Origin of the sequence: Agarivorans albus (assembly GCF_019670105.1) — a bacterium.
GTDB classification, from domain to species: domain Bacteria; phylum Pseudomonadota; class Gammaproteobacteria; order Enterobacterales; family Celerinatantimonadaceae; genus Agarivorans; species Agarivorans albus.
In genome coordinates this window covers 3,518,150-3,543,400 of sequence record NZ_AP023032.1, presented here as the reverse complement: position 1 = coordinate 3,543,400, position 25,251 = coordinate 3,518,150, and the positions used below count along the sequence as shown (strand labels likewise).

Genomic DNA, 25,251 nt, shown 5'->3' with positions numbered 1-25,251 from the left:
GGGAGATTAGATTTATGTGGATGACAAGACTTAGTTAACAAATAAAAATAGAAGCCTTAGTTGATTTTTTACTTGTCAATGAGAGTAACAACTGCCTATATCCGTTAGCGCAATATATTTCACTGAAATAAGCAGAATAATCCAAACAGCTTTTCCCACAGAAACAGTGCACAAAGCTGTGGATAAAATTCTCTATCCAGTGAAGTTAGTGGCTTGCAGCGGATCGGCTTTTAGCGTCAATAATGTCACCTAAAATTAGTAAAAAATTCTTTTTTACTGCTTCTTTGTTTCGTGGCGTTGACATTTTTCTGTTAGTTAAAATAAATACAAAAATAGAACGTTTCATGAGCCTTGTTTTAAGAATGTAATGGCTAAAAAACTAAGCCTATATTGACCTATATCGCAAATATGTAAGCTAAGCTACTGATAGTGCTGTACTAGTCTAAGTGCGTTTTTTCGCAGGAATGTTCAATAATTGTCACTTTTATGCTGTTAGCGTAAGCAAGCTGATCGATATCACAGCAGCTTGTTTAAGAGACAAGCACTGTAAAACGGTCGTAACTCAATAGCATATTGTGTTTTTTCTCAATCTAAGGCTTTTCGATTTTCTAGATGATTTGGTTGCGTAGAACGATTAAATGTTAATAACTTGCGCTTATGTGAATAAGTTTGGCGATAATCAAGAGTAAAGCGCTAAATTTTGCTTAGCTGTAGGTAATTCATACTAAGGATCTTTGGCTGATTATCTGATCTGTTTTGTTGCTTATGCTAATTGCTATTTGTGCGCCTGAAGATGTCGCTAATTTGCTTACTAAGGTAAAGTGAGCCTTTACGGAGGTGCAATGAAACAAGTTGATCAATTACTAGCTCAAGGGCTAAACAAACAACAAGTCTACGAACATGCAGAGCAGCAGCAGTGGAATTTGCGAAAGGTGACTAAAGCCTTGGCGTCTATACCCGAGCCCGGCACTTTGCAGCAATATTCTAAGCAGAAAGCGTTTTTGTTGGCGGTATTGCAGTTTATGGTGCTGAGTAAATTGGTGTTTGGCCTTATGGCTGCAGAACAAGTGAGTGCCCAGTTGTTAATGGCCTTACTGATGCCGGCCTTAGTTCCCTTGTTAATTATCTTTATGATTTACAAAAATGCTGCCAATGGCTATTTGTTGCTGATGGTGTTTTCAGGTTATTCGATCTATCAAAGCTTGCCTTATATTTTTCAGCTAGAAGGGCTGATTAATGTAGCCTTAAGTGCAATGTTTGCCGGTTTTACTTATTACCTTAAAAAGCGCTTGTTTCCTTTCCAGAATCTATTTCATACTGCAATTACTGGCCGAGGGCACTATATTTATCAGCAAGTGGAAAAATCCGATAACGCCGATAACTAATTAGAGAGGCTTAGTGCTTAAACGCTTAGAACTGTTGGTTCCTCCTCCCCTTTGGCTATTGTTATGTGTAGCTATAGCTTACGGCTTGGCGCACTTAAGTACACAGTGGAGTTGGCTAATACTGCCATTGGGCTTGGTAAAGCTGCAGTGGCCTTTGGTGTTTTTGGCGGCATTTATCGCAGTAACTAGCCTGATTGGTTTTGCTAGAAAACACACAACTATCAATCCTCATCACCCGGAACGCAGTAAGCATTTAGTTGTGGAAGGGCTTTATCGTTATAGCCGTAATCCAATGTATTTAAGTTTGCTGCTACTGTTAACGGCCTGGTGTTTGCATTTGCAGGCGGGTTTAAGCTTATTAAGCTGCGTAGTATTTGTGCTGCTTATCAATCGTTTACAAATAAAGCCTGAAGAAAAGCTACTTACGCAGCAATTTAATGAACAATACCTGCAATATTGCCGCAATGTTCGACGTTGGCTTTAGCAAAAGTGCAGGTTTTTTAACTTTACGGAGTGACTTTTAAGCCAGATCAATTTGGTAAATTAAGCACTTAGGCTACACTACAGCCAATATGTAATGTGATCTCGATCTCCTTTTGTTCAGCTGAAAAGCTTTGCAGCCTTGCTGTTAAGACGCGGACTAGGGATAACTAGCACAGTTTTTTTAGAGTAAGCTAAACATGGCTAATCCAATTTCAGCACGCAAAGCTTGGGTAAAGGGTTCTTTACCATTGGCTGAGTATGCCGCTTCATGTAATCAAGCTCAGCTTCAGAGCTTATCTCCACAACTTCGTAATTTACGCCAAAATGGTGTAGATGCTTTGGTAGTGCCAGTGCATTGGCGCTACATAGCACCGTTTAGTGCCGAGCAATTAGATCAGGCAGAGTGCTGGGCGTCCCTTAAGCGCTTGTCTGCGCATTTGGTGTCGCATGGCTTTAAGCTGCAATACCAGTTGTTCTTTTCTTCCGATACTCAGCAAGGCACTGAACAACGTCTTCCTGATTGGTTTTGGGGCTCTATGCTGGCGGCATTACCCAAAACTCAAACCGCCGATGCGATTAAGTACGTGAACCAATATGGTCGCGACAATACCCAAAGCCCAAGTTTATGGGCTGAGGCTGGTTTGGTGGAAATGTTTAGCCACTGGATGGGCTGCTTTGCTCAGCACATGGCTGAGTTTGCGCCACGTTGTGATGCCTTGCTGCTGGGCTTAGGGCCTAATGGTGAGGCATGTATTCCTTGGGGGGAGCGTGATGGTCAACCTATCTATCAAAGCTTTAGCCCAACTGCCTTGGCTGCTTTAGCCGAAGACATGCAACAGCAATATGGCTCGCAACAAGCTTGGTTGAGTTTGTGGGAGTTAAATGGCGATACACCTTGGCAAGAACAATTGGCCGAAACGCTAAGCCGTTGTTACAAGAACAAAACAAGTAATACCTGTTTTAAAGAGTTTAATGCATGGTATGCCAGTAATTGGCAAGCTTATGTGGGTAATGTGTTGGCAGTCGCTGAGCAGCAGTTTACGGATGCATGGTCACACAGCCAGTTGTGTTTAAACATTCCTATGCCAGAGCTTACCGCAAGCGATCATCCTTGGTTAGGGTGTTTAACCGGGATTAATCCGCAGCCGTGGCTAGACCGCCCCCAATTGCTTGATTATCAAATCGCTCAGCTAGAGTATTGGCATGTGCAAGCTGCCGGTCGTTTGTTGATTGTGGCCAGCGGCGCTGAATCAAGCCATGCAACTCGCGTTAACCAAGCCTTACTTACAGCAATGCGTAAGCTAAAAATACCGGCCTTGGTACAAAACTCTCAGCCACAGGCGTTGGCTAGCCATCCAGGCTGGGATCAGCTTTACCATTCGGTATTACACGGTAGCGGGTTTGAAGGCTGGATCTTTAACGATATGTCTCAGTTAAATGAGCAGGCCATCGTTAAAGGGCGTTTGTCGCAACTTAATAAGTTTAAGTATCAAATTGCCGAAACTAAGCAATTGGGTAAAAAGCAGTTCCGAGTAATGGGGCCTTTGCATCTTAAAGTGGCCAACCAGAAACAACTGCTGGATGAAGAAAACTGGAAACAGTTTGAGGCGCAATTACGCCAGCTTCGTAGTATTGGTGTTACCGCCATTTCTACCGATATTTGGTGGGGCTTGGTGGAAGGAGACAAACCAGGCAAGTTTGATTGGAGTTACTACGACCGCGTAGTAAGCCTGCTTAAACGTTTAGGTTTGCAATGGGTACCTATTTTGTCGTTCCACCAGGCGGGCGGCAATGTGAACGATGACTTTATGCAAGCCATTCCCCTATGGTTGTGGGGCCGTTTACTGGAAAGCAACGATCAACTTAACTCGGTGCAAGATCTGCAATATGTATCGGAAACCGGCGATGCTTCTATGGAGTATGTATCGTTATGGGCCGATGAGTTTGTGATGCCTTATTACCAGCGCTTTATGGAAGCCTTTAAACAGCATTACATTAACCAAGCTGGCTTGATGGATGAAATCAACGTAAGCCTTGGCCCTGCAGGAGAGCTACGTTATCCAAGCTACAACGCCCACGACTGGGGTAATTACCCTAACCGCGGTACCTTGCAGTGTTACAGCCGCTTAGCAAAACAAGACTGGTTACGTTATTTAAAAGAGAAGTACCACAGTATTGCAGCGCTTAATGGCAGTTTTGGTTTTACTTGGGAAAGCTTTGAGCAAGCCGAAATTCCAGATGCAGATTGGTTATTTAGCCACAAGCGCTACATCCATAATGCGTGGGCGCGGGAGTTTTTAACCTGGTATCACAAAGCCTTGGTTGCTCATGGTCGACGCATTTTTGAAAATGCACTGAGTGTGTTTGACGATGATTCATTTGGCCAAGTGCCTATTGGCATTAAAATTCCGGGGATTCACTGGGTTGTAAGCGATCCCGAGTTGCCACGTGCAGCCGAGATTACCGCTGGCTTAATTGCAGTGCATCCAACCTTAAGCAGCAATAACCAGCAAGAGTACTTAGGTTTGCTTAAAGCCTTATTGCCAGAAGGCAAGCAAGCGCGTGCCGCGATTCATTTCACTTGTTTAGAAATGATAAACAAAGACTATGAAGGTTATTCTCGCGCAGCTGATTTAGTGGACTGGATGGCCGATGCTGCAGACGAGTGCCAAGTATCACTGATGGGTGAAAATGCCCTTGCCGGTGAGTTATATGGCGAGCAGGGTTGGAAGCAAATGGCGCGGGCGCTAACGCGCGCACCTGGCTACGATGGTTTAACCTTGTTAAGAATGCAAAACTTCTTTGATGATGAGCCAACGCCAATGCGTGAGCTAAGAAAGCTGATCAACCGCATTAGCTGATAGGTGAGTAATATTGATTAAGCGCAGTGACTAAGCTGCGCTTTTTTATGCCTAGTGTCTGCTCAGCATTGGCGAGTGATTTAGCCAAACTTAAGTAATGAGGATGGTGACTATAAACACCAAAAGGCGAGATAGCTCGGTAGCCGTGTTTGGCGTAAAACTGGATGGCTTGAGTGTTTGAGTTACGGGTGGCTAAATATATTTGTTGATAACCCAGAGTTACTGCGTACTGTTCTAGAGCTTGCAAAATAACTTTACCCAATCCAGCCTGATGCGAGTAGATTCGCTTCATTTCACAAATACCTGGTTGTAGATACCTAAAACCACCGCAGGCGAGGGCTACACCCTTACGTTTAACTAATAGAAATACTGCATCTTCAGCTAAGAACTCGCTTTCATTAAAACATTCAACCGCGCTGTTTCCAGTTAATTTCATTAAGGAATCGGCTTGGGCTTTTAACAGTTGTTTGCTTTGTTCGTTGTTAGGATTTTCATGGCAAATTTCTATCATTGTTTTGTCAAAAATTTAATCAATACATAGACATAATTAGTGCTAGTCTTACTAACAAATGCTGCATATAGGTTAAAAACAAATGATATTTCCCTTACATTTTAAATGGATTTAAGTTCTGTTGATTTTGCATTTTTGGGTTTATTTGTCTGATTTTTGCCGTTAGTTTGATTTAATCATCTATTGTTGGTGTTGGCTTTCACGTAAAGTGCGTCGCAATTAGAGCTTGGGAGGAATTATGATCACGATAGAGTTGCTGGTGGTATTAGCAGCCATATTTTTAGGTGCGCGCTTAGGTGGCATTGGAATTGGTTTTGCGGGTGGTTTAGGGGTATTGGTGCTTACTCTTGGCTTGGGTATGAGCCCCGGCACTATTCCTATTGAAGTGATCCTAATTATTATGTCGGTGATTGCTGCTATTGCTGCAATGCAGGTAGCTGGTGGTTTGCAATATTTGGTGAATATTGCGGAGCGGGTACTAAGAAGTAACCCTAAGCAAGTTACCTTTCTTGCGCCGATTGTTACCTATATTATGACCTTGTTTGCCGGCACCGGGCATACGGCATTTTCTACCCTTCCAGTGATTGCAGAAGTGGCTAAAGAGCAGGGCATTCGCCCATCACGTCCTTTAAGCATTGCGGTTGTTGCCTCGCAAATCGCCATTACCGCTTCGCCTATATCGGCAGCAGTAGTACTGATGAGCGGCATGTTAGAAGACAAAGGCGTTGGCTATATTAGCCTGCTACTTATTTGTATTCCTGCCACGTTTTTAGCTTGTATGGTGGGTGCCTTTGTTGCCCAGTTTATGGGGAAAGAGCTTAAAGATGACCCTATCTATCAAGAACGTTTAGACCACGGTTTAGTGAGTCAGCGAGATAAACAAGGTGAAGCTTTACCGGCCAGTGCTAAGCGCTCAGTGCTTATATTTTTAGTGGCTATTGTAGCGGTAGTGTTTTACGCAACGGCGATTAGTGATGCGGTTGGTTTAATTGAGAGCCCAAGCTTGCCACGTAATGAAGCAATCATGGTGTTTATGCTAACTGCGGCCACTGCCATTGCACTGTTTTGTAAAATTGATACTGGCGAAGTGCTTAATGCCGCAACCTTTAAATCGGGCATGAGTGCCTGTATCTGTGTATTAGGTGTAGCGTGGCTGGGCGATACCTTTGTATCAGGCCATTTAGATGAAATTAAAGCCTTGTCGGGTGGTTTGTTAGAAGATCATCCGTGGATGTTGGCGCTTATTCTATTTTTCGCCAGTATGTTGCTGTACTCACAGGCGGCAACCACGGCAGCCTTAATGCCTTCGGCCTTTATGTTAGGTGTTAGTCCAGAAGCGGCCATTGCTTCGTTTGCAGCAGTAAGTGCGCTGTTTGTATTGCCTACTTACCCAACCTTATTAGCGGCCGTAGAAATGGATGACACGGGCTCTACCCGTATTGGGAAATGGGTATTTAACCATCCTTTCTTTGTGCCAGGTGTCGCTACTATTACCAGTTCGGTGATACTCGGCTTTGTGTTTGCCGGCATTATTTTATAAGCGCTTAAGTTACGGCGTTTTGCTTATTCCAGCAAAACGCCATGGCAAGTTGTTTCGGTAATAGCTTATTGAAAATATAAAGGTTTATGCTCTCTAAACGGTCTGCATGGCGCTTAACACAGGCCTTGCTGAGGGGGTGTAAACCGGCTAACCGAAACGCTTCTTAAATCCGTTTGTTACCAAGGCTTTGTCATCTTACTTGGCGGCGGTGCAATAGCGAATATTTAGTAATAATGCTACTCAGGCTTACTTTGCTGCACTGCAACTATCGGGTAGATACCATATACTAGACACCAACCACTCAAACTATCTTCTACACCGAGAGATTAATGGACGTAGAGCTACTCGAAGTTCGCAATTTTATTAGCCAATACCCTCCCTTTGACCAATTGCCCGAAGAAGCAATTATCGAAGTCGCAAAAAGTGTTGAGATATCTTATTACCGCGCAGGCAATATGATTATCGAGTTTGGCGATAACATTCATGATCTCTTTATGATACGCAGCGGCGTGGTAGAAATTTATCGCCGCACCGGCGAGTTATATAACCGCTTAGATCAGGGCGGGGTGTTTGGACAAATGGGCTTGTTAACCAACAACAAAGTCCGTTTTCCTGCCAAGGCGATTAAAGACACACTGCTATATTGTATTCCCGAAAACATCTTTGAAGAGTTCTGCGAGCGTTACGATGTATTTGCCGACTTTGTGGAAGTTGAAGGTACTATTCGTTTACAACAAGCGGTTGAAGATAACAGTGATGACGCCAACTCCTTAACCACATCAAAGGTTAAAACTATTCTTAGTAGCGAACCGGTGATGTTAGCGTCGACTACCTCAATTCAAGATGTAGCCAAAATTATGTCTGAAGAGAATGTTTCAGCCGCCTTGATTAATGACCCCAATTTGTCTGACGAAGGTGGTGAAAGCTTTGTTGGCATTATTACTCAGCGTGATCTTTGCGCCAAAGTAATCGCCCAAGGTTTAGATGTAGAGACTCAGGTCGTTGAGGTAATGTCTACCGAACTTATTTCTTTAGATCACAACGCTTATATATTCGAAGCTATGTTGCTGATGCTGCGTTATAACGTGCATCACCTGCCTATTCTTAAGAGCAAGCAACCGATTGGTTTAATTGAAGTTAGCGATATTATTCGTTACGAGTCCCAAAATAGCTTGTTGATTGTGAGCAGCATTTTTCAGCAAAACAGTATCGATGATTTGGTGCTGCTATCGCATCAACTTAAAGATTGTTTTGTAAGGATGATTAACGAAGATGCCAATTCACACATGGTGGGGCGAGCCATGTCGGAAATTGGCCGCAGCTTTAAGCAGCGCTTATTGGAATTAGCGGAAGAAAAGCTAGGACCTCCGCCCGTACCTTATTGCTTTTTGGCTTTAGGTTCGATGGCGAGAGATGAACAGCTGATTGTGACCGACCAAGACAACGCGATTATTCTTGATAACCAATATGTAGAAGCGGAGCACGGAAAGTATTTTGAAGAGCTTGCGCGTTACGTATGTGATGGCTTGGCTGCTTGTGGTTATACCTATTGCAGCGGCGACATAATGGCAACAAACCCGGAGTACCGCAAAACGCAAAGCCAATGGGAAGAGTGTTTCGCCGATTGGATTGATAATCCTAACCCGCAAGCATTGCTTAATTGTTCTATCTTCTTTGACCTTAACGGCGTGTATGGCAGACCCAAATGGGCTGAGCAGCTTAATGCCTTTATTCTTCGCAAGGCCAAAAAGAACAACCGTTTTCTGGCCTGCTTAGCCAGAAACGCCTTAAATCGCACGCCACCCTTGGGCTTTTTTAAAGATTTTGTGATGGAAAAAGATGGCCGCCATAAAAACTCAATTAACCTAAAACGGCGCGGTACAGCGCCGCTGGCCGATCTTATTCGGGTACATGGTTTGGCTATTGGCTCGCAGTCTCAGAACTCTTTTGACCGCTTAGAGGACATTATTGAGGCGGGAATTTTGCCGCCTTCAAAAGGTAAAGACTTACAACATGCGATGGAGTTTATTTCTTTGGTGCGAATTCGCCACCAAGCCTTGGATATAGAAGCCAACCAAGAGCCTGATAATAATATTGAGCCGGAAAACATGTCTGACTTTGAGAGGCGAAATCTTAAAGATGCCTTTTTGGTACTAAGCAGCGCGCAAAACTTTCTGAAGTTTCGTTACACCGCTAACAGTATGCAGAACAGTTAATGCCGAATCTTAATCAGCAAGAAATTCTCAACTGGAAAGCCTTCTTTAAGATTAAAGCCTTAGAGAGCAAAGATAAGCGTTTGAGCAGCTTTTACAACGCCAGCACTTATCATGCTGATACCAAACTCAAAGACATTGAGTTTGTTGCTTTAGATTTTGAAACCACCGGTTTAGATGCAAAGAAGAACAGCATTATTAGTATTGGTTTGGTGTCATTTACGCTGCAACGGATTGCCTGTAGAGAAGCAAAACATTGGTTTGTTACCCCAGAGGATAAACTTAAAGAAGACTCTATTGTGATTCACGGCATTACCCATTCTGATTTAAAGGGCGCGCCCAGTTTACTGCGGATTTTAGAGCAGCTACTAGATGAGCTAGCGGGTAAAGTAGTGGTTGTACACTATCGCAGAATTGAACGAGATTTTTTGCATCACACGTTACGCAGCTTGATTAATGAAGGCATTATTTTCCCACTGGTGGATACCATGCAAATTGAAGCCGACATGTTAGCCGCTCAACCTAAAAAGCTAATAGATTTGCTAAGAAAACCGAAGCCTACATCTATTCGGCTGGCTAATACCCGTAGCCGTTATAACTTGCCGGTTTACCCGCCACATGACGCACTTACCGACGCCATTGCCACCGCCGAATTGCTGCAAGCGCAGATCCATTATCACTTTAGTCCCGATACACCCATTAACAAACTGTGGTTATAAAAAAAGCCGAGTAGCATAGGCTTACTCGGCTTTTAGTTGTTAAGGCTTAGAAAGTCTTAACTGCGTTTTTCGGTACGTAGACCCATTAACAAGCTTACACACATCACCAGCAATATGATGGTGAATGGCAAGGCCGTAGAAATGGCGCCCGCCTGTAATGCTTGTATAGCTTCGGTGCCGCCAACCCAAACCAGCGCGGCAGCAATTGCGCCTTCAATGGTCGCCCAGAATACACGCTGAGGAACCGGAGCATCCACTTTACCGCCCGAGGTAATGCTATCGATAACCAATGAACCAGAGTCTGAAGAGGTTACAAAGAATACCAATACTAAAACGATCGCCAGTAAAGATAAGATGCTGCCCATTGGCAAGGCATCAAACATTTGGAACATAGCTAAAGGCACTTCGGTTAAGCCGTCGGCGCCTAAGGTACCAACTTTGTTGACGATTTGATCAATCGCAACGCCACCAAATACCGACATCCAAAGAGTGGTTACTACCGTAGGTACAATTAGTACGGCAATGATAAACTCACGGATAGTACGACCACGTGAAATACGCGCAATGAACATACCTACAAATGGTGACCAAGAAATCCACCAAGCCCAGTAGAACACTGTCCAGCCGTGCATCCATGCTGAGTCTTCACGACCAACCGGGTTACTTAGTGGAATAATGTTTTCGATGTAGCCCATAACGGTGGTTGGCACTGTGCCCATAGAAACCGCAAAGGTGACTAAGGCAACAAATACTACCAAGGCTGCCGCTAGCAACATGTTTACGTTACTAATAACTTTCACGCCGCCGTCAATACCACGAACTACCGATACCACGGCTAATAGTGTCACCAAGAAAATGATGCCTATTTGCAGCAGCAAGCCGTTATCTGCACCAAATACATGGTGGAAACCACTGGCGGCTTGTTGCGCGCCTAAACCTAAAGAGGTTGCTAGGCCAAACAGCGTGGCAAGTACTGCAAGAATATCTACAACGTGTCCAGGCCAACCCCAAGTGCGATCACCCAAGATTGGGTAAAACACCGAGCGCATAGACAACGGTAGGCCTTTGTTAAAGGCAAAAAAGGCTAGTGATAGAGACACCACACCGTAAATGGCCCAAGGGTGTAATCCCCAGTGGAACATGGTGGCGCCAAGCGCTAATTTAGCTGCTTCTGGCGTATTGGCGGTAACATTTAGTGGTGTTTCGTACCAGCCTGTAAAGTAAGCAACAGGCTCAGCTACGCCCCAAAACATAAGTCCAATGCCCATGCCTGCGGCAAATAGCATGGCTATCCACGACATCATTGAGTAATCGGTTTTGGCGTTTTCACCACCTAGGCGTATTTTGCCGAAGGGGGATACCACCATTGCTAAGCAGAACAGCACAAATATGTTGGCTGACCACATGAATAAGCCATCAAATGCGCCGATAATTTGCCACTTTATTCCATCTAATGCGGCTTTTGATACGTCTGGATCAACCAGCAGTATGGCTATTAGGAACACACCGATTAAAGACGCGCTTATGCCAAAAACTGGGTTATGTACATCAAAGCCCCATTTTTGAACATTATCTTGTCCGACAGTGTAATCGGTATTATCAATACTGTATTTATCTTTGTTGGTAGTCATTCATCCTCATTTAGCACAACGTCCATGCGATTTTGTATGCCTACTGTACCTTAATAAGCATTAATTTTCAGAAACTAACTCAAAGTAAGCCCTTCTATTAGCTTAGTGTAGGTGTAAGTTAACAAGTAATTGATGAAAGTTTCATTTAGATGAGAGAAATCAAGCAGGATTCTATCAATTTGGTATTTGAGTATTAATCTTAGCCCCTAGTGTTTAAGGGTGTTTTTCCTTGGTTTTAGCCTCTACAATGAAGCACTAATTTGCTTCAGCCTGAGCAAGGCTTGGGCTTGAATATTACACTTTACTCTCTTAAGGAAGGGCGAATGCGTTTAGTATCGTGGAACGTAAATGGCATTAGAGCAGTGATGAAGAAAGACTTCATGGCTTCGCTAGAATCAATGCAAACCGATGTGCTGTGTTTACAAGAAACCAAAGCACAAGATGATCAAGTGCTTGAAGCCCTAAGTGAGCTAGAGGGATACCACATTTACAGCAACTCGGCGGTTAAAAAAGGTTACTCAGGTACTGCCATTTTAACTAAAGAAAAGCCGCTAAATGTTGAATATGACATGGGTATCGAGGAGCACGACCAAGAGGGGCGAGTAATTGCGGCCGAATACGCCGAGTTTATTTTGGTCACTGTATATACCCCTAACTCTGGTAGTGAGTTAAAACGTCTTGATTACCGCCAGCAATGGGACGCCGATTTCCTCGCTTATCTAAAAGCTTTAGAGGCTCGCAAACCGGTGTTGGTATGTGGCGACTTAAACGTAGCCCATAAAGATATTGACTTGGCTCGTCCAAAACCTAACTACAACAAAAGCGCGGGCTATATGCAGGCAGAAATTGACGGTATTGATAATTTAACCGCCGCTGGGTTTGTTGATACCTTCCGCTTAAAGAAACAGGATGAGGTTAAATACAGCTGGTGGAGTTACCGAGCTGGCGCACGTGGCCGAAACATTGGCTGGAGAATTGATTACTTCTTGGTGAGTGAAGCCTTTGCTGCTCAAGTTAGTGATGCTGACATTTTGAATGATGTTATGGGCTCTGATCATTGCCCCGTGCAAGTGGATGTTGCGGTTTAATTTTCCCCCGAACTAAATAAAAACGCTGCTTACTATAAGCAGCGTTTTTTGTTTTTACTTGGCGCTTTAGTTGAGCAAGCTTGTTTCTAATTTAGCAAAGTACTTACGGGCGTCTTTCATATCACGGTAGCGAGGGTAGCCGTCTTCATCCTCCCAATTGCATGAGCGCTTTACATATTCTAACCACATTAAGGTTTGTTGCTGTTGGTCTTTGATATAGCCAAGCACTGGCTGTTCAAGTTGCTCTGGCGCTGGATAGTATTGCTTGAGCAGTTGATGAACAGCTTGCTCTCTGCGCAGCTGTTTAACAGAATTCAGATTACAGTACTTAAGTGCGTTTGGGCCAGAATCAGCTAACAGCTGTTTACCGTCGAGTTCATCGCTAACAACTACACTGCTTAGCTTAACCGTTTCTAGATCTAGCATCTTAGTTGAGGCTTGCGCTAACACTGTATAACTAAATGTTTCGGTTTCCACTGTTACTGGGTAGTAATTTAATGAGTGTCCTGGCATCAATAAACTGGCTTCCACTGTACTGCTGGCCTCCAGTAGAAATTCACCTTGCTGATTGGATAGTGTCGCCGCTTCCGGTGAAGAAGGGTAGTAAGCAGCAATACCACTTAAAGGGCTAAAGTTAGCGCTCTCACCTGGGGTAAATAACACTACCTTCCCTTGCACTTGTGGTGTGAGGTAAACGGTTTGAATGGTAGGTACACATGCTAACAATAATGAGCTCAAAGCCATTGTTGCTATAAGGCGAGTTTTGCCAGCAATCATTGCCATTACTTGTTCTCCAATTTTATTGTTAGCTAGGTTTTATATACTGATAGCCACCGCTTAACTTACGTTTGTAACTCAAAACTAGGCGAGTGTTACTGTTTTAGCCTAAGCCTAAGTCTTCGGGCAGCGCTTGTGGCTTATTTCTAATGCGTTTTCAGCTTGTCATGTAGGCTCGCTACACATTAAAGCTTTTGCCTTGTATATAAGCCGCAAAAATCAGCTCGAAAGGTCAACAGCCCCTAGTAAATGCGTTAAGCTAATCGTTCGCTTAACAGTAGCAGTTTTAGCCATGAAGAAGCCAATCCCCGAAGCCAAATACTACGACATTGTTCCGCCTGATATGAATTACCTTTATTTTGAAGGTACTAATCAATATCCGTTTCAGCCCAACAATACCGAGTTCTCAGAGGTAAATGCTTGGTGGTTGGCCGAATGTTCACTGCTTGCTTATTGTCACCCTGGTTTTGCTCGTATGGCTTTTAAGCTAGCTGGCTTTGAGCAGTTTACTTTTTTTGAGGGCACCGGCACAGAATGCATGGCTGCTGGTAATCGAGAAGCCTTAATTATTGCCTTTCGCGGCACAGAGCTTAAATCTTTGTCTGCCTTATACGAGTTAAAAACAGACTTAGACAGCATGCCTGTAGCTTTTGCAGAGGGTGGAAAAGTACATCAAGGTTTTGCCAAAGCGCTCGACGAAGTTTGGAGTGGCGAGCAAGGCTTACAGCAGTTTATTGAGCAGCAGATAGTAGACTTCCCAGACCGCCCTATTTGGCTTACCGGACATAGCTTGGGTGGTGCTTTAGCAAGCTTATGTTTTGCTAAAGTGCCGCAAGCAACGGGTTTATATATTTATGGTTCTCCCAGAGTCGGTAATCAACAATTTATCGAGCAGATTAATCACCGGCCTATTTGGCGAGTAGAACACGCTAAAGATCCTATCCCGATGTTACCGCCCAATTTGCCAGCAATAAGCTTTGGTTTTGAGGATGTTGGCGAGTTGGTTTACATTCACAGTAACCAGCAAATAGATTACCAACGACCGGAAAAGAGCCCTACCGAGTACAAAGCGCTTATTGTTAATACCTTTAAAGCTCAAGAACAACGCCGTAAGAGTTTGAGTGTTGATCTTACCGAGATAAACCAGCACTTACTTGAGTCATTTAAAGAATGGCGAGATAACCTTAAACAGTGGCAAGCCGACAGTAAAATTAGTTTTACCGATCACATGCCCATCTATTACTGCGTAAAGCTTTGGAATAACTTACCAGAGTAAAGTCGCTTTGGGGCTAGGGGTTGGGGTAAATAAGGGAGCTTAGTTATCACTGGCTGCTCATCAGCACACCTAAGCCTAATCGCCAGTCTATGTGTGCTCGTTTAAGCAATATTGATCTTCAACAAGCTAGAGCCTCATTTGCGCTCGAATAGCCACCTAAAGCATTAATTCCAACTATGATTAAAGTATCAATAAGCTTTTGGTTTGAGAACTAAATGCTAAGGAGGCATCTAATGAGCACTCAAATTAGCAGTTTCATGGAAACCAATGTAATCGGAGTTGCGCTAGACGATTCGGTTGAAAAAGTATGCCAAGTATTAGATGACAACAAGCTTTGTTGTGTTCCAGTCTTTAGCCCTGACGGCGCCATTTTTGGCGTAATTAGTGCGAGTGATTTAGTGCACTTTAGTACACAGCGAGCTAATCCAAAGTTGGAACATGCTTGGGAACTGTGTACACATCGGGTGATAGAGGTTGCGCCTGATATTAGTATTCAGCAAGCCGCAGAAATTATGAGTTATGAAAAGATCCATCACCTTATTGTTACCGAAGGTTCGGCCTGTGTTGGCATTGTCTCCGCCTCTGATGTATTAAGTGCTTTCTTAAAAACAGAGTTTATCTAGTACTCTAGTACTCTAGTTGCGGTTGAGAGAGTTCCTATCCTTGTTGTTGCCTGTATAACTATGGGTAAACACTGCAATTAGTTTCATACATTTCAAGCTGCTCATAAAAATTTTGACTATTATAGAGTTGTTAGTGATTTTTTTATCACTAAGGCTTGTGGATGGTTTAATTTCAAATCTCTTATGGATATTGCTTTAGTTAGCAATGGTAGTTAGTCACTAAGGAAGCGACTGTATGAAAAAATTAAGAATAGAAACTTATCAGCTAGATACCGGAAGCCTTTCTGACTCGGTCAATTTGCCCATATACATCGCAAAAACTTTGTTTAAATGCTTACCGCCTAAATTAGCTGCTTATTTCTCCGATGACGCCGATAGCTTGGCAACCCTAAAAGCGTCGCTGCTGAGTCGCGATAGTTCTGGGGTGATCCTCGAAATAGAAGATATTGAAGACAATGAGCGTGTTGTATTTAAAGTGATTTAATTTAATGCTGATCATGAGACTTCGCATGCAGCGATTAAGGCCTAGTGACTTAAGTCGCTAGTGTTGGACTTGGCGCTCCAGCCAGGTCGCAATTTGGTCAAGCGAGTTGTCGGCAAACATGCTGTTGCCAAAAAACTCAATCATTAAGATATGCGCGATTCCAGGGCTTTGAGTATTCCAAAACCAGGATTGCAATAGCCCATGACTGGCTCCAGAAAACTGCTTAATACTTAGCAGCTCCGGATCGTTGTGGGCGAAGGCCTGGCGATACTGGTAAATGCTATCGTTGATATCTACATTAAGATCGTCTTCTCCAAAAGCTGCGAGAATAGGAATGTCTATTTGGCTTAACTCTGAGCTTGCATCATTCATCCAGTTTTTTGCGATAAAACCGTAACGAGCTTCATCGCTAAACAAGCCCTCATTAAAGTTGGGATCGCTTGTGAGCATATCTTGGTGCGCGCTTTGGTAAGCCGCGAAAGACAAGTTTTGTTTTACTGCTTGAGTGAGCAAGGAATCAGGTAGCGTTTTATAGAATTCTGGATTACTGCCAGTACCATTACTGATGCTGCGATGGTATTGGCCTTGGCGCAACCAGTTAATCGCAGTACCTACAAACACAGCGAAATCAACTTGATGCTGTTGATTGCTTATTTTTGGCAATACCCAGCCAGCTTGACTAAAGCCCATTAAACCGATGTGTTGCTGGTCGATAACGGCATTTTGCGTGCGTAGGTAGCTTATTGCATTTCTTACAATCTCTGCTCGCTCTTCCATAGAATGCTCTAACCAATTTCCACTTGAGCCACCAACACCGGGTTTATCCCAACTTAAAGTAGCAATGCCTCGTTTGGCAAACTCGGTCCATATGGGTTTGTAAAAGCCGTAGGCATCATAAGGCATCGCACCGTCGCCGTGTACTAGCACAACAACTGGGTAAGGGCCTGGAAGATTGGTGGGAGTAATTAGTGCGCCAGTTATCTTAAGCTCACCAGAGGGGAAACTAATTTTCTTTTCATGAACTTGAGGTGAATCATCTAAGCAGGAAAATACCACCCCAATGATGAGGAGTAACAAACCATAGCGATAAACCGTTGATCTGCTCATGCTTTAATGTCCCTTGTTAAGCGTTTAGCTGCCTTACATTAAGTTAGTGATTATTATTATGAAACTAATACGCTAGATCTTTTGTATAGAACTGTCGTCTTCTTGTTTAATCCGTGGCGGATATGTCAGCGTTTGTAGTGAGATTTGTCTAGTGAGACTTGCTTAGCGAGATATGCTGATAGAATAAAAAGCGCTGCAAAAGCAGCGTCTTTGAAGCATTAAAAGGCTAGAGTTATTTAACTCTACACAAAAAGCCTTTTAGGTAGTGACCTTCTGGGTAGGGGCCGCCAACTGGGTGATCTTCTGCTTGCTCTAGGGTTTTAAGAAACTGCATTTCTCGTTTGGCATCAATGGCTGCATCGGCCACGATTTTTTGGAACAAGCTAGTTGGCATAAGGCCAGAACAGGAGTAAGTCAGCAATATTCCACCAGGACGTAACATCTGCATAGCAAGCATGTTGATGTCTTTGTAACCTCGGCTAGCGCGGTTTAGGCTGGCTTTACTATCAACAAATTTTGGTGGGTCTAGCACTATCATGTCGAATTGCTCATCACAATCGCGGTAGGCGCGCAGTTGCTTAAATACATCGGCATTTAGCTGGGTTATTTTGCTAGCGTCTAAGTCGTTTAACTCAACGTTTTTGGCGGCTATCTCTAAAGCGGCGTCAGAGACATCTACGTTTACCACCTTTTTAGCGCCGCCAGCCAAGGCATAGGTGCCAAAGCCGCCAGTGTAACAAAAACAGTTCAGTATTTTTTTGCCTTTGGCGAGCTGGCCAACCAATTTACGGTTATTGCGTTGATCAAGGTAATAACCGGTTTTATGGCCGGTTTCCACGTTAATGAGTAGGCGCAAACCGTTTTCATTTATTTCCATTGGTTGAGCGGGTAGCTCACCATGAATCAGCCCTTGTTGAGGAGCTAAACCTTCTTTTTTGCGAACATCTACGTCTGAGCGTTCGTAGATAACATCATCTGGGAAACAGTGTTTTAGCGCTTCAATAAGGTTGACACGCTGAAACTCTGCACCAGCACTTAGCAGCTGTAATACCAATACATTTGCATAGCGATCAATGGTGATACCTGGTAGACCATCGTTTTCACCAGCAACTAAACGATAAGCATTGGTATCGGCAAACTCACCGAGAATTTGTCGAGCTGCTTGAGCATCTTCTAAGCGGTCAATAAAAAACTGCTTATCAATCTCTTGCTGCTGATCAAAGCTCCAAACTCGCGCTCTAATTTGTGATTCTGGCGAGTAGGCAGCAGTAGCCAGATATTTCCCTTCGGCGCTGTAAACTTCTACGGTTTCGCCAGAGAGTGGCTTGCCCGATACTTTATGAATGCCGTTTGAAAAAATCCAAGGGTGACGACGTAACAACGCTTTGTCGCGCTTGGCTTTAAGGGTAATGATGCCGCTCATGTTCTGCTTCCTAATGATTAATGCCGCGCATTATAAGCGCCATGCTTAGCAAAACCCAAGTATAGCTTGGCTTTATTACTCGTTGGCAGGTTTTCTCGGTTTATTAGGCGATGAAAAAGCCAAGCAGAAGCTTGGCTTTTTAGTGAGTGATTTTTGTCTGGTGGTCTAGGGGCTGTTTATTTTTCACGAACAAAATTAACCGCGAAAGATAAACAGTCCCTAGAGTTTACTCATAGCTTTGCCATTCATTTCTTTCTCTAGACCGGTGTTGAGTGCCGAGCGCTGGCTGGTGCGTTTGCGGTAGGCCATGAGTTTTGTGGGAAGTTGCTGCTGAAACGCCATTGCCCAGTTTAAGGTGTGGCACAGCAGTATATCGGCAACCGTAAACTGTTCGCCCAATAAATAACCTTCTTCTGGAACCCAAAGCTCGGCAATGGCAGCCGCTTTATTAAATTCCCAAGTAGCGGTTTCTTGCATCTCTGGCACGCGCAGTTCTTCAGGTAAAGCAAAGCGATGTTTGCCCATGTTCCACAAGGCTTGTTCTAATTCACAAATGGTAAAGCTTACCCAGCGGTGGTGCAGGGCAGCTTGGTCGCTGCCTGGGGAGGGCAAAAAGTGCGGGCCGTATTTCTCGGCTAAATAAAGGCAAATAGCGGCAGATTCATTAAAGACTAGCTCGCCATCTTTTAATGCAGGCACTTTACCGCAGGGATTAATGCTTAAGTATTCATCGCTGTGGTGTTCACCGGCTTGAAGGTTAAGGTAGTGATAATTCCATTCAAGTTGTAACTCTTCCAGCATCCACGAAACGCGCAAAGAGCGAGTGCGTGGCGAGCCATACAAAGTAATCATTCAAACTGTTCCTATTCAGCATTAGCAAGCATTGTATAAAGTAGTTGTTTGAACGCGACTACGCGAGCTTTTGTTGTTGGCAATTTGTCAGCGTTTTGATGAGCGGCTGTGAAACTAAAGAGCTAATTCAAGCTTGGTTTCATAGTAATTTGGAATCGGTTCCGTTTTGCTTGTTTAAAGCTTGAGCATCTAAGCTTTGGCGACCATGCTGGTGTTACGGCGGGTTAGCAATATTGGAAACGATGGCAACGATTAAAGATGTGGCTAAGTTGGCGCAAGTAGGTGTGGGAACCGTATCTCGCTGCTTAGCTGGCAAGGGCGGAGTGTCAGCCAAGGCTGAGCAAAAGGTCAGCGAAGCCATGCAGCAGCTTAACTACCGGCCGAACAGCCTTGCTCGGGCTTTATCTACCCAGCGCTCCAACATTATTGGTGTTTGGTTACCTTCATTGTCCGGCCCTTTTTATCAGCACATACTACAAGCCATAGAGTTTGAACTGCGCTTGCACGACAAACACCTAATTATTGCCAATGCTGAAGAAGCAAACAGTAATGAAGAATATCTGCAGCACTTAGACTATTTAATTAATCGTGATTGCGATGGGGTGCTGATGGTGTGCCCAGAAATCGCCATTTCAGATCTGCTGATTGCTCAAACTAATTACCCGCCGCTGGTATTTATTAATCACTCCACCGATTTATTGTCTAAGCAGTCTTTTAGTGTTGATCATTATGCAGGTGGCTGTTTGGCGGCAAACAGCTTGTTGGCGCTAGGCCATAAGAACATAGCTTGTATAAGTGGCCGTTTAAGTGCCCAAGATGCGCAGCAGCGTCAGCAAGGTTTTGTTGATGAATTGGCTCGCCAAGGCCGACCGATTAACCCGGAGTTGTGTATTGAAGGAAGCTTTGATTTTGCCACTAGCCAGTTTGCAGTGCAGCAGTTACTGGATAAACAATTGCCATTTGATGCACTGTTTTGTGGTAGCGACAAAGTTGCCTTAGTGGCTTTATCAATCTTGCAGGGGGCTGGCATAAAGGTGCCGCAGCAAGTTTCCGTATTGGGCTACGATGATGTTGATTTTGCCGCAGTTGCCTCACCACCTCTTAGCACGATTGCCATTCCTATCAAACAAATGGCGACAGCCGCTAGCAGGCAGGTACTCAATTTAGCTTACGACTTAACACTCACTATTCCCAGCGTGGCTGAGCCGCGTTTTATTGCGCGAGCGAGCACCCAAGCATCCCCGTATCTTAAGATTAAAGAAGGCTAAACTTATGGCGAAGTTTATAGAAGATGGAACACGTTATCACTTAGAAGACCCTTGTATTGCGCCAAACAGCGCGGCTTATTTGTGGAACAAAAAAATGATGTTGCACATGAACTGTCGTGGCTTTGCGGTTAGCCAATATATGGATCCCGAACCTCGCAAATATGCTCATGTACCCAATTTAGCTGCGCAAAGCTTTATGCAGCCCGAGCAGCCTTATTTTAGTCATCATCCTGGGCGCTTTTTCTACTTGCGAGATAATCAAACTGGCGAGATGTTTTCTGCTCCCTACGAGCCAATGAAAGTGGACTTAGACCGCTTTGCTTTTGAGCCGGGCTTGTCCGATATTCGCTGGGTGGTAGAAAAGCTTGATATTGAGTTAAGCATAAGGCTTAGCCTTGCTGTCGATGCAGTGCTAGAGAGCTGGCAAGTAACTCTGCGAAACCTAAGCTCGCAGCGTCGAGATGTTTCTTTAATACCCTATTTCCCAGTGGGTTACGCCTCGTGGATGAACATGGGCGGGCAATATGATGCTGAGCTTAATGCGATTGTTTGCAGCAGTGTTACTCCTTACCAAAAAGTAACTGATTATTTCAAGAATCAGCACTTCAAAGATCTTACCTTTTTGTCTGCCAGCCGACTGCCAGATTTTTATGAAGTTTCGCAACAGGCTTTTGAAGGAGAGGGTGGTTTACATAACCCCAGTGCTTTGCAGGATGGTGGAAACTTAAATAATGGCGAAGCGCATTATGAGCTGCCAGCGGCGATTATGCAGTTTCAATATAATTTACCGGCCGATGGTAGCGATATGCTTAATCTTAGTTTTGGGCCGGCGAAAGATAAGGCCGAAATTAAGCAACTCAACCAGCAGTATTTGTACGCCGAGCTAGATCCACAACGCCAAGCTAGCGAAGCCTATTTTGCTCAAGCCAAAGGCTGTATTTCCATAGAGACGCCCGATCAGCAGTTTAATCACTTTGTTAACCATTGGCTGCCTAGGCAGGTGTTTTATCATGGTGATAGTCAGCGTTTAACGACCGATCCTCAAACCCGTAACTACCTGCAAGATGCCATGGGCATGGTTTACCTCAAACCAGAAGCTTGTAAACAGGCATTGCTAACCGCACTTAAACAGCAAAAGTTCTCCGGTGAGATGCCCGACGGCATTTTGTTAAGCGAACAGGCGGAGCTTAAGTACATTAACCAAGTGCCCCATACCGACCATCCGGTTTGGCTCGCCATTGTGTTAAACGCCTATCTTCAAGAAACCAACGACTATAGCTTGCTACAACTTAGGCTTTGTTGGGCGGATAACCCACTCGAGCAAAGTGTATTTGAGCATGTGAGCAAGGCGATGCAATTTTTATGTGAAGCCAAAGATGAACGCGGTTTGCCTTATATCGCCCAGGGGGATTGGTGCGACCCAATGAACATGGTGGGCTATCAAGGCAAGGGCGTGTCGGGGTGGTTAGCCGAAGCCATTTCTTATGCCTTGCAACTGTGGGTGCCTGTGTGTGATCACCTAGGCGAAGCCGCCTTAGCTCAAGCCTTTAGCCAATATGCAGAACAATTGAATCAGCGCATTAATCACTATTTTTGGGATGGTGCATGGTATGGGCGCGGCATTACCGATGCAGGGAAGTTATTTGGCATAAGCAGCGATAAGGAAGGGCGAATATTTCTCAATGCACAGAGCTGGGCAATGTTATGTGGAGCTGCAAGCGGTGAGCAAAAAACACAGATGCTGCAGGCCATTGATGAACAGTTAGACACGCCGTTCGGAGTAATGATGAGTGCGCCTGCCTTTACCGAAATGCGCGATGATGTTGGTCGAGTTACTCAAAAGTGGCCGGGCAGTGCAGAGAATGGCTCGGTGTATAACCATGCAGCAGCGTTTTACGCGGCTTCTTTGTATGCCACTGAAGAAGGGGAGCGGGCATTTAATGTATTGCGCAAAATGCTGCCAAGCAATGCCGCTGACGAATTGAAAGTGCGTGGGCAATTGCCGATTTATTTGCCTAACTATTATCGAGGCGCTTATTACCAATACCCACGCACCGCTGGGCGCTCTAGTAACTTGTTTAATACTGGTACTTGCGCTTGGTATTACCAATTAGTGGTTGAGCAGTTGTTTGGCCTACGTGGTACGCCGCAGGGCTTGCTGCTTCGGCCACAACTGCCAAGTGATTGGCAAAAAGCCTCGGTGGTTCGAGAATTTAGAGGGGCAACCTTCCATATCCAATACCAACAAGTTAGTGGAGGCAGTGCCAAGCCTATAAGCGCAAAACAGCTATTGAGTGCTGATGAAGCTAAGCTCACCATTACTCAGCAGGCCGATGGTAAATTGCTGCTTAGTGGTTTCGTGGCTGGCGAGCGGTATCAGATAAGGGTAATACAAGCGCTAGAAGACAAAGCCAGCCAAGCCGTTGCTGAGAGTGCCTTAGTATGAATGCTGATCAGGGCACAGTTTATTACGTTATGGGGGTTTCCGGCTGTGGAAAATCTAGCATTGGGGAGGGGCTGGCAAACTACCTGCAAGCTGAGTTTATTGACGGAGATACGCTACACCCTCAAAGCAACATAGAAAAGATGCGCAGTGGCCTTGCGCTAAATGATGAGGACCGTAAGCCTTGGCTAGCGAGCATAGTGGCTAAAGCTGATGCTATTAGCCAGCAACGAAAAACGGTAGTCATTGTTTGTTCTGCCTTAAAGAAATCTTACCGAGATCTATTGCGCCAAGTAAGCAGCAAAGTGGTGTTTATCTACTTAAAAGGTGAACAAACTCTAATTCAGCAAAGGCTAGAGCGGCGCAGTAATCATTTTATGCCACAGCACTTATTAGCTAGCCAATTTGCCACCTTAGAAGCCCCTTCTTCTGCCGAAGCTGATGTTATTCCGATTGAAATTGACGCTAACCTAGAGCAGGTACTAGCACGTTGTATTAATAGTATTAGTCGCAAGCCTGCGCTTAATTGAGGTTGAAATGAATCCCACTATCAAACACGTTACCCAAAACATTATTGCGCGCAGCCAAGGCTTGCGCAGCGCTTATGTTCAAAGAATGGAGAAACAAGCAGAGCAGGGGAATGCAAGGGCGCATTTAAGCTGTGGTAACTTAGCTCATGCCATTGCTGCCTGTGGTCAGCAACAAAAAGACCGTTTGCTAGATTTTACCAAAGTAAATCTGGCTATTATTACTGCCTACAACGATATGTTAAGTGCTCACCAGCCCTACGCTCAATACCCTCAGTTGATTCAGCAAAAAATGGCTGAACTTGGCCATAGCGCGCAAGTTGCTGGTGGTGTACCAGCGATGTGTGATGGCGTTACTCAAGGCCAAGAGGGCATGGATTTGTCGCTGTATTCACGTGACCTTATTGCCCAAAGCACTGTCATTGGTTTGAGCCATCAAGGGTTTGATGCCTGCGTCTTATTAGGGGTTTGCGACAAAATTGCACCAGGGCAGTTAATGGGAGCTTTGTCTTTTGGCCATTTGCCAACTGCCTTTATGCCCAGCGGGCCAATGCCAAGTGGTATTAGCAATGATGAAAAGGTGGCGGTTCGCCAACAGCATGCTGCCGGAGAAGTGGACAAAGCGGCGCTACAGCAGATGGAAAACAAAGCCTACCATGCACCCGGCACCTGCACTTTTTATGGAACCGCCAATACCAATCAGTTGGTATTTGAAACCATGGGCTTAATGCTACCGGGTAGCGCCTTTGTTAATGTGAATACCGAACTTAGAGACAGGCTTAATCAACATTTGCTTAGTCACATGGTGGGAATTACTCGCGGAGGCTCGGCTTATCGCCCGCTCTATCAAGTTATCGATGAAAGAGCTATTGTGAATGGTTTGGTGGCTTTGTTGGCTTCTGGAGGCAGCACTAATCACACCTTACATATGATAGCGATTGCCCGTTGCGCTGGCATTATCATTAATTGGGATGATTTTGCGCAACTTGCCGAGGTAGTGCCACAGCTTTCTAGTATGTACCCTAATGGCCCAGCAGATATTAATGCTTTTGAGCAAGCTGGTGGAGTGCCTTGTTTGCTGCGTTTGTTAGCGCAACGAGACTTGCTGCATATGGATGCCACTACTCTCTATGGAAAGCTAAGTGATTACTTACAGTCACCTGTTCTAAAAGGCGAAGAGTTAAAGTGGGGGCCAGCACTGGCCAGCAACAATAATCATGTGATTGCAGCAGACGGCAAACAGTTTAATCGCAGTGGCGGCTTGCAGGTATTAAGCGGCAACTTGGGGCGGGCTGTAATAAAAACCAGTGCAGTTAAAGCTGAGCATCAGGTTATTTGTGCGCCAGCTAAAGTATTTGATTGTCAGCACAAAGTGGTAGAAGCGTATCAACAAGGTCAGCTTGACCAAGACATTGTAGTAGTGGTGCGTTACAACGGTCCTGCAGCCAATGGAATGCCAGAGCTACATAAATTGATGCCAGTTTTGGGCAACTTGCAAAAACAAGGTTTTAAGGTGGCACTGCTTACCGATGGTCGCTTGTCGGGCGCATCAGGCAAAATTCCTGCCGCGTTGCATCTAAGTCCAGAAACGGCCAAAGGCGGTTTGCTGGCCAAAGTACAAGACGGTGACATGATCTACTTAGATGCGATTAAAGGACGCATCGACTGCCAAGTTAGCGAACAAGAACTACTGCAACGAGAGCCTGTCGCCGACAGCAAAACCAAACAAGATGAGGGTTGTGGCAGAGAGCTATTTAATCCCTTTAGGCGTTTGGTAGGCAGCGCCGAAGATGGTGCCAGCATATTGTTTGGTTAGTTAATAGTGGTTTTAGTTCGAACGAGGGAGGCAGAGCAATAGCTAGATGTTGACGGTGTCGTGAAGCTAAGTTTAAGTTTGGTTTGGTACAATTAATGAAGAGTTTAACGACACTCCTTGGCTCACTTCATGGCCAATCGCGATGCTTAAAACAATTGGGATTAACAACAATATAGTAAGAGTTATTTTGTTCATATGAGGTTACCTCTTGCTACCTACATAAC

General features: G+C 44.6%; 21 protein-coding genes. 14 read left to right on the top strand and 7 right to left on the bottom strand.

What is annotated here, in order from left to right; all coding sequences use genetic code 11:
* The first annotated feature begins 842 nt into the window (after window positions 1-842).
* From K5620_RS16060 to K5620_RS16050, 3 genes are all read left to right on the top strand, one after another.
* Window positions 843-1,385, top strand: coding sequence for a hypothetical protein (locus K5620_RS16060; RefSeq protein ID WP_016402974.1), 543 nt, complete (start codon window positions 843-845; stop codon window positions 1,383-1,385).
* A 13-nt stretch (window positions 1,386-1,398) separates the two neighbouring features.
* On the top strand, window positions 1,399-1,869 hold the full coding sequence (locus K5620_RS16055; RefSeq protein WP_040307453.1) for a methyltransferase family protein: 471 nt from the start codon (window positions 1,399-1,401) through the stop codon (window positions 1,867-1,869).
* 196 nt (window positions 1,870-2,065) lie between these two features.
* The gene (locus K5620_RS16050) at window positions 2,066-4,729 is read left to right on the top strand and encodes a family 14 glycosylhydrolase (RefSeq protein WP_016402971.1); all 2,664 of its coding nucleotides are present in this window, start codon (window positions 2,066-2,068) and stop codon (window positions 4,727-4,729) included.
* On the opposite strand, the gene K5620_RS16045 is transcribed toward K5620_RS16050, so the two are convergent.
* Window positions 4,722-5,165: a GNAT family N-acetyltransferase gene (locus K5620_RS16045; RefSeq protein WP_215426460.1), complete on the bottom strand. Its 444-nt coding sequence runs from the start codon at window positions 5,163-5,165 to the stop codon at window positions 4,722-4,724. The genes K5620_RS16050 and K5620_RS16045 overlap by 8 nt on opposite strands.
* A gap of 313 nt (window positions 5,166-5,478) precedes the next feature.
* Here K5620_RS16045 and K5620_RS16040 point away from each other — a divergent pair, with 313 nt between their 5' ends.
* The 3 genes from K5620_RS16040 to K5620_RS16030 all read left to right on the top strand — a co-directional run bounded on the left by K5620_RS16040 (window position 5,479) and on the right by K5620_RS16030 (window position 9,712).
* Window positions 5,479-6,780, top strand: coding sequence for an anaerobic C4-dicarboxylate transporter (locus tag K5620_RS16040; RefSeq protein WP_016402969.1), 1,302 nt, complete (start codon window positions 5,479-5,481; stop codon window positions 6,778-6,780).
* A 329-nt stretch (window positions 6,781-7,109) separates the two neighbouring features.
* Entirely contained in the window at window positions 7,110-8,996 is a 1,887-nt protein-coding gene (locus K5620_RS16035) for a DUF294 nucleotidyltransferase-like domain-containing protein (protein ID WP_016402968.1), read from the top strand.
* Entirely contained in the window at window positions 8,996-9,712 is a 717-nt protein-coding gene (locus tag K5620_RS16030) for a 3'-5' exonuclease (protein ID WP_016402967.1), read from the top strand. The genes K5620_RS16035 and K5620_RS16030 overlap by 1 nt, the downstream gene beginning before the upstream one ends.
* Window positions 9,713-9,768: 56 nt before the next feature.
* On the opposite strand, the gene K5620_RS16025 is transcribed toward K5620_RS16030, so the two are convergent.
* Complete coding sequence (locus K5620_RS16025) at window positions 9,769-11,343, bottom strand: BCCT family transporter (protein ID WP_016402966.1); 1,575 nt, start codon at window positions 11,341-11,343, stop codon at window positions 9,769-9,771.
* Between the two features lie 323 nt (window positions 11,344-11,666).
* Here K5620_RS16025 and K5620_RS16020 point away from each other — a divergent pair, with 323 nt between their 5' ends.
* Entirely contained in the window at window positions 11,667-12,431 is a 765-nt protein-coding gene (locus tag K5620_RS16020) for an exodeoxyribonuclease III (protein ID WP_016402965.1), read from the top strand.
* A gap of 66 nt (window positions 12,432-12,497) precedes the next feature.
* On the opposite strand, the gene K5620_RS16015 is transcribed toward K5620_RS16020, so the two are convergent.
* Entirely contained in the window at window positions 12,498-13,214 is a 717-nt protein-coding gene (locus K5620_RS16015; RefSeq protein ID WP_016402964.1) for a hypothetical protein, read from the bottom strand.
* Window positions 13,215-13,500: 286 nt separating this feature from the next.
* On the opposite strand from K5620_RS16015, the gene K5620_RS16010 reads away from it, so the two are divergent.
* From K5620_RS16010 to K5620_RS16000, 3 genes are all read left to right on the top strand, one after another.
* Complete coding sequence (locus tag K5620_RS16010; RefSeq protein ID WP_016402963.1) at window positions 13,501-14,484, top strand: lipase family protein; 984 nt, start codon at window positions 13,501-13,503, stop codon at window positions 14,482-14,484.
* A 233-nt stretch (window positions 14,485-14,717) separates the two neighbouring features.
* Complete coding sequence (locus tag K5620_RS16005) at window positions 14,718-15,107, top strand: CBS domain-containing protein (RefSeq protein WP_016402962.1); 390 nt, start codon at window positions 14,718-14,720, stop codon at window positions 15,105-15,107.
* Between the two features lie 235 nt (window positions 15,108-15,342).
* Complete coding sequence (locus tag K5620_RS16000; RefSeq protein WP_016402961.1) at window positions 15,343-15,591, top strand: hypothetical protein; 249 nt, start codon at window positions 15,343-15,345, stop codon at window positions 15,589-15,591.
* Window positions 15,592-15,648: 57 nt separating this feature from the next.
* On the opposite strand, the gene K5620_RS15995 is transcribed toward K5620_RS16000, so the two are convergent.
* The 3 genes from K5620_RS15995 to K5620_RS15985 all read right to left on the bottom strand — a co-directional run bounded on the left by K5620_RS15995 (window position 15,649) and on the right by K5620_RS15985 (window position 18,973).
* On the bottom strand, window positions 15,649-16,698 hold the full coding sequence (locus tag K5620_RS15995) for an alpha/beta hydrolase family protein (protein WP_016402960.1): 1,050 nt from the start codon (window positions 16,696-16,698) through the stop codon (window positions 15,649-15,651).
* 232 nt (window positions 16,699-16,930) lie between these two features.
* Window positions 16,931-18,121, bottom strand: a complete 1,191-nt coding sequence (locus tag K5620_RS15990) for a class I SAM-dependent methyltransferase (protein ID WP_016402959.1) — start codon at window positions 18,119-18,121, stop codon at window positions 16,931-16,933.
* A gap of 219 nt (window positions 18,122-18,340) precedes the next feature.
* Window positions 18,341-18,973, bottom strand: a complete 633-nt coding sequence (locus K5620_RS15985; RefSeq protein WP_016402958.1) for a glutathione S-transferase family protein — start codon at window positions 18,971-18,973, stop codon at window positions 18,341-18,343.
* Between the two features lie 242 nt (window positions 18,974-19,215).
* On the opposite strand from K5620_RS15985, the gene K5620_RS15980 reads away from it, so the two are divergent.
* From K5620_RS15980 to edd, 4 genes are read left to right on the top strand one after another with little or no spacing between them, the layout of a single operon-like run.
* On the top strand, window positions 19,216-20,241 hold the full coding sequence (locus tag K5620_RS15980) for a LacI family DNA-binding transcriptional regulator (RefSeq protein WP_016402956.1): 1,026 nt from the start codon (window positions 19,216-19,218) through the stop codon (window positions 20,239-20,241).
* A 4-nt stretch (window positions 20,242-20,245) separates the two neighbouring features.
* Complete coding sequence (locus K5620_RS15975) at window positions 20,246-22,687, top strand: GH36-type glycosyl hydrolase domain-containing protein (protein WP_016402955.1); 2,442 nt, start codon at window positions 20,246-20,248, stop codon at window positions 22,685-22,687.
* Window positions 22,684-23,214, top strand: coding sequence for a gluconokinase (locus K5620_RS15970; RefSeq protein ID WP_016402954.1), 531 nt, complete (start codon window positions 22,684-22,686; stop codon window positions 23,212-23,214). Before K5620_RS15975 ends, K5620_RS15970 begins: the two co-directional genes overlap by 4 nt.
* A 7-nt stretch (window positions 23,215-23,221) precedes the next feature.
* Window positions 23,222-25,027: a phosphogluconate dehydratase gene (gene edd / locus K5620_RS15965; RefSeq protein ID WP_016402953.1), complete on the top strand. Its 1,806-nt coding sequence runs from the start codon at window positions 23,222-23,224 to the stop codon at window positions 25,025-25,027.
* Window positions 25,028-25,099: 72 nt separating this feature from the next.
* Here the strand turns inward: edd and K5620_RS21835 are convergent, their stop codons facing one another.
* The gene (locus K5620_RS21835; RefSeq protein WP_016402952.1) at window positions 25,100-25,222 is read right to left on the bottom strand and encodes a hypothetical protein; all 123 of its coding nucleotides are present in this window, start codon (window positions 25,220-25,222) and stop codon (window positions 25,100-25,102) included.
* Window positions 25,223-25,251 lie beyond the last annotated feature (29 nt).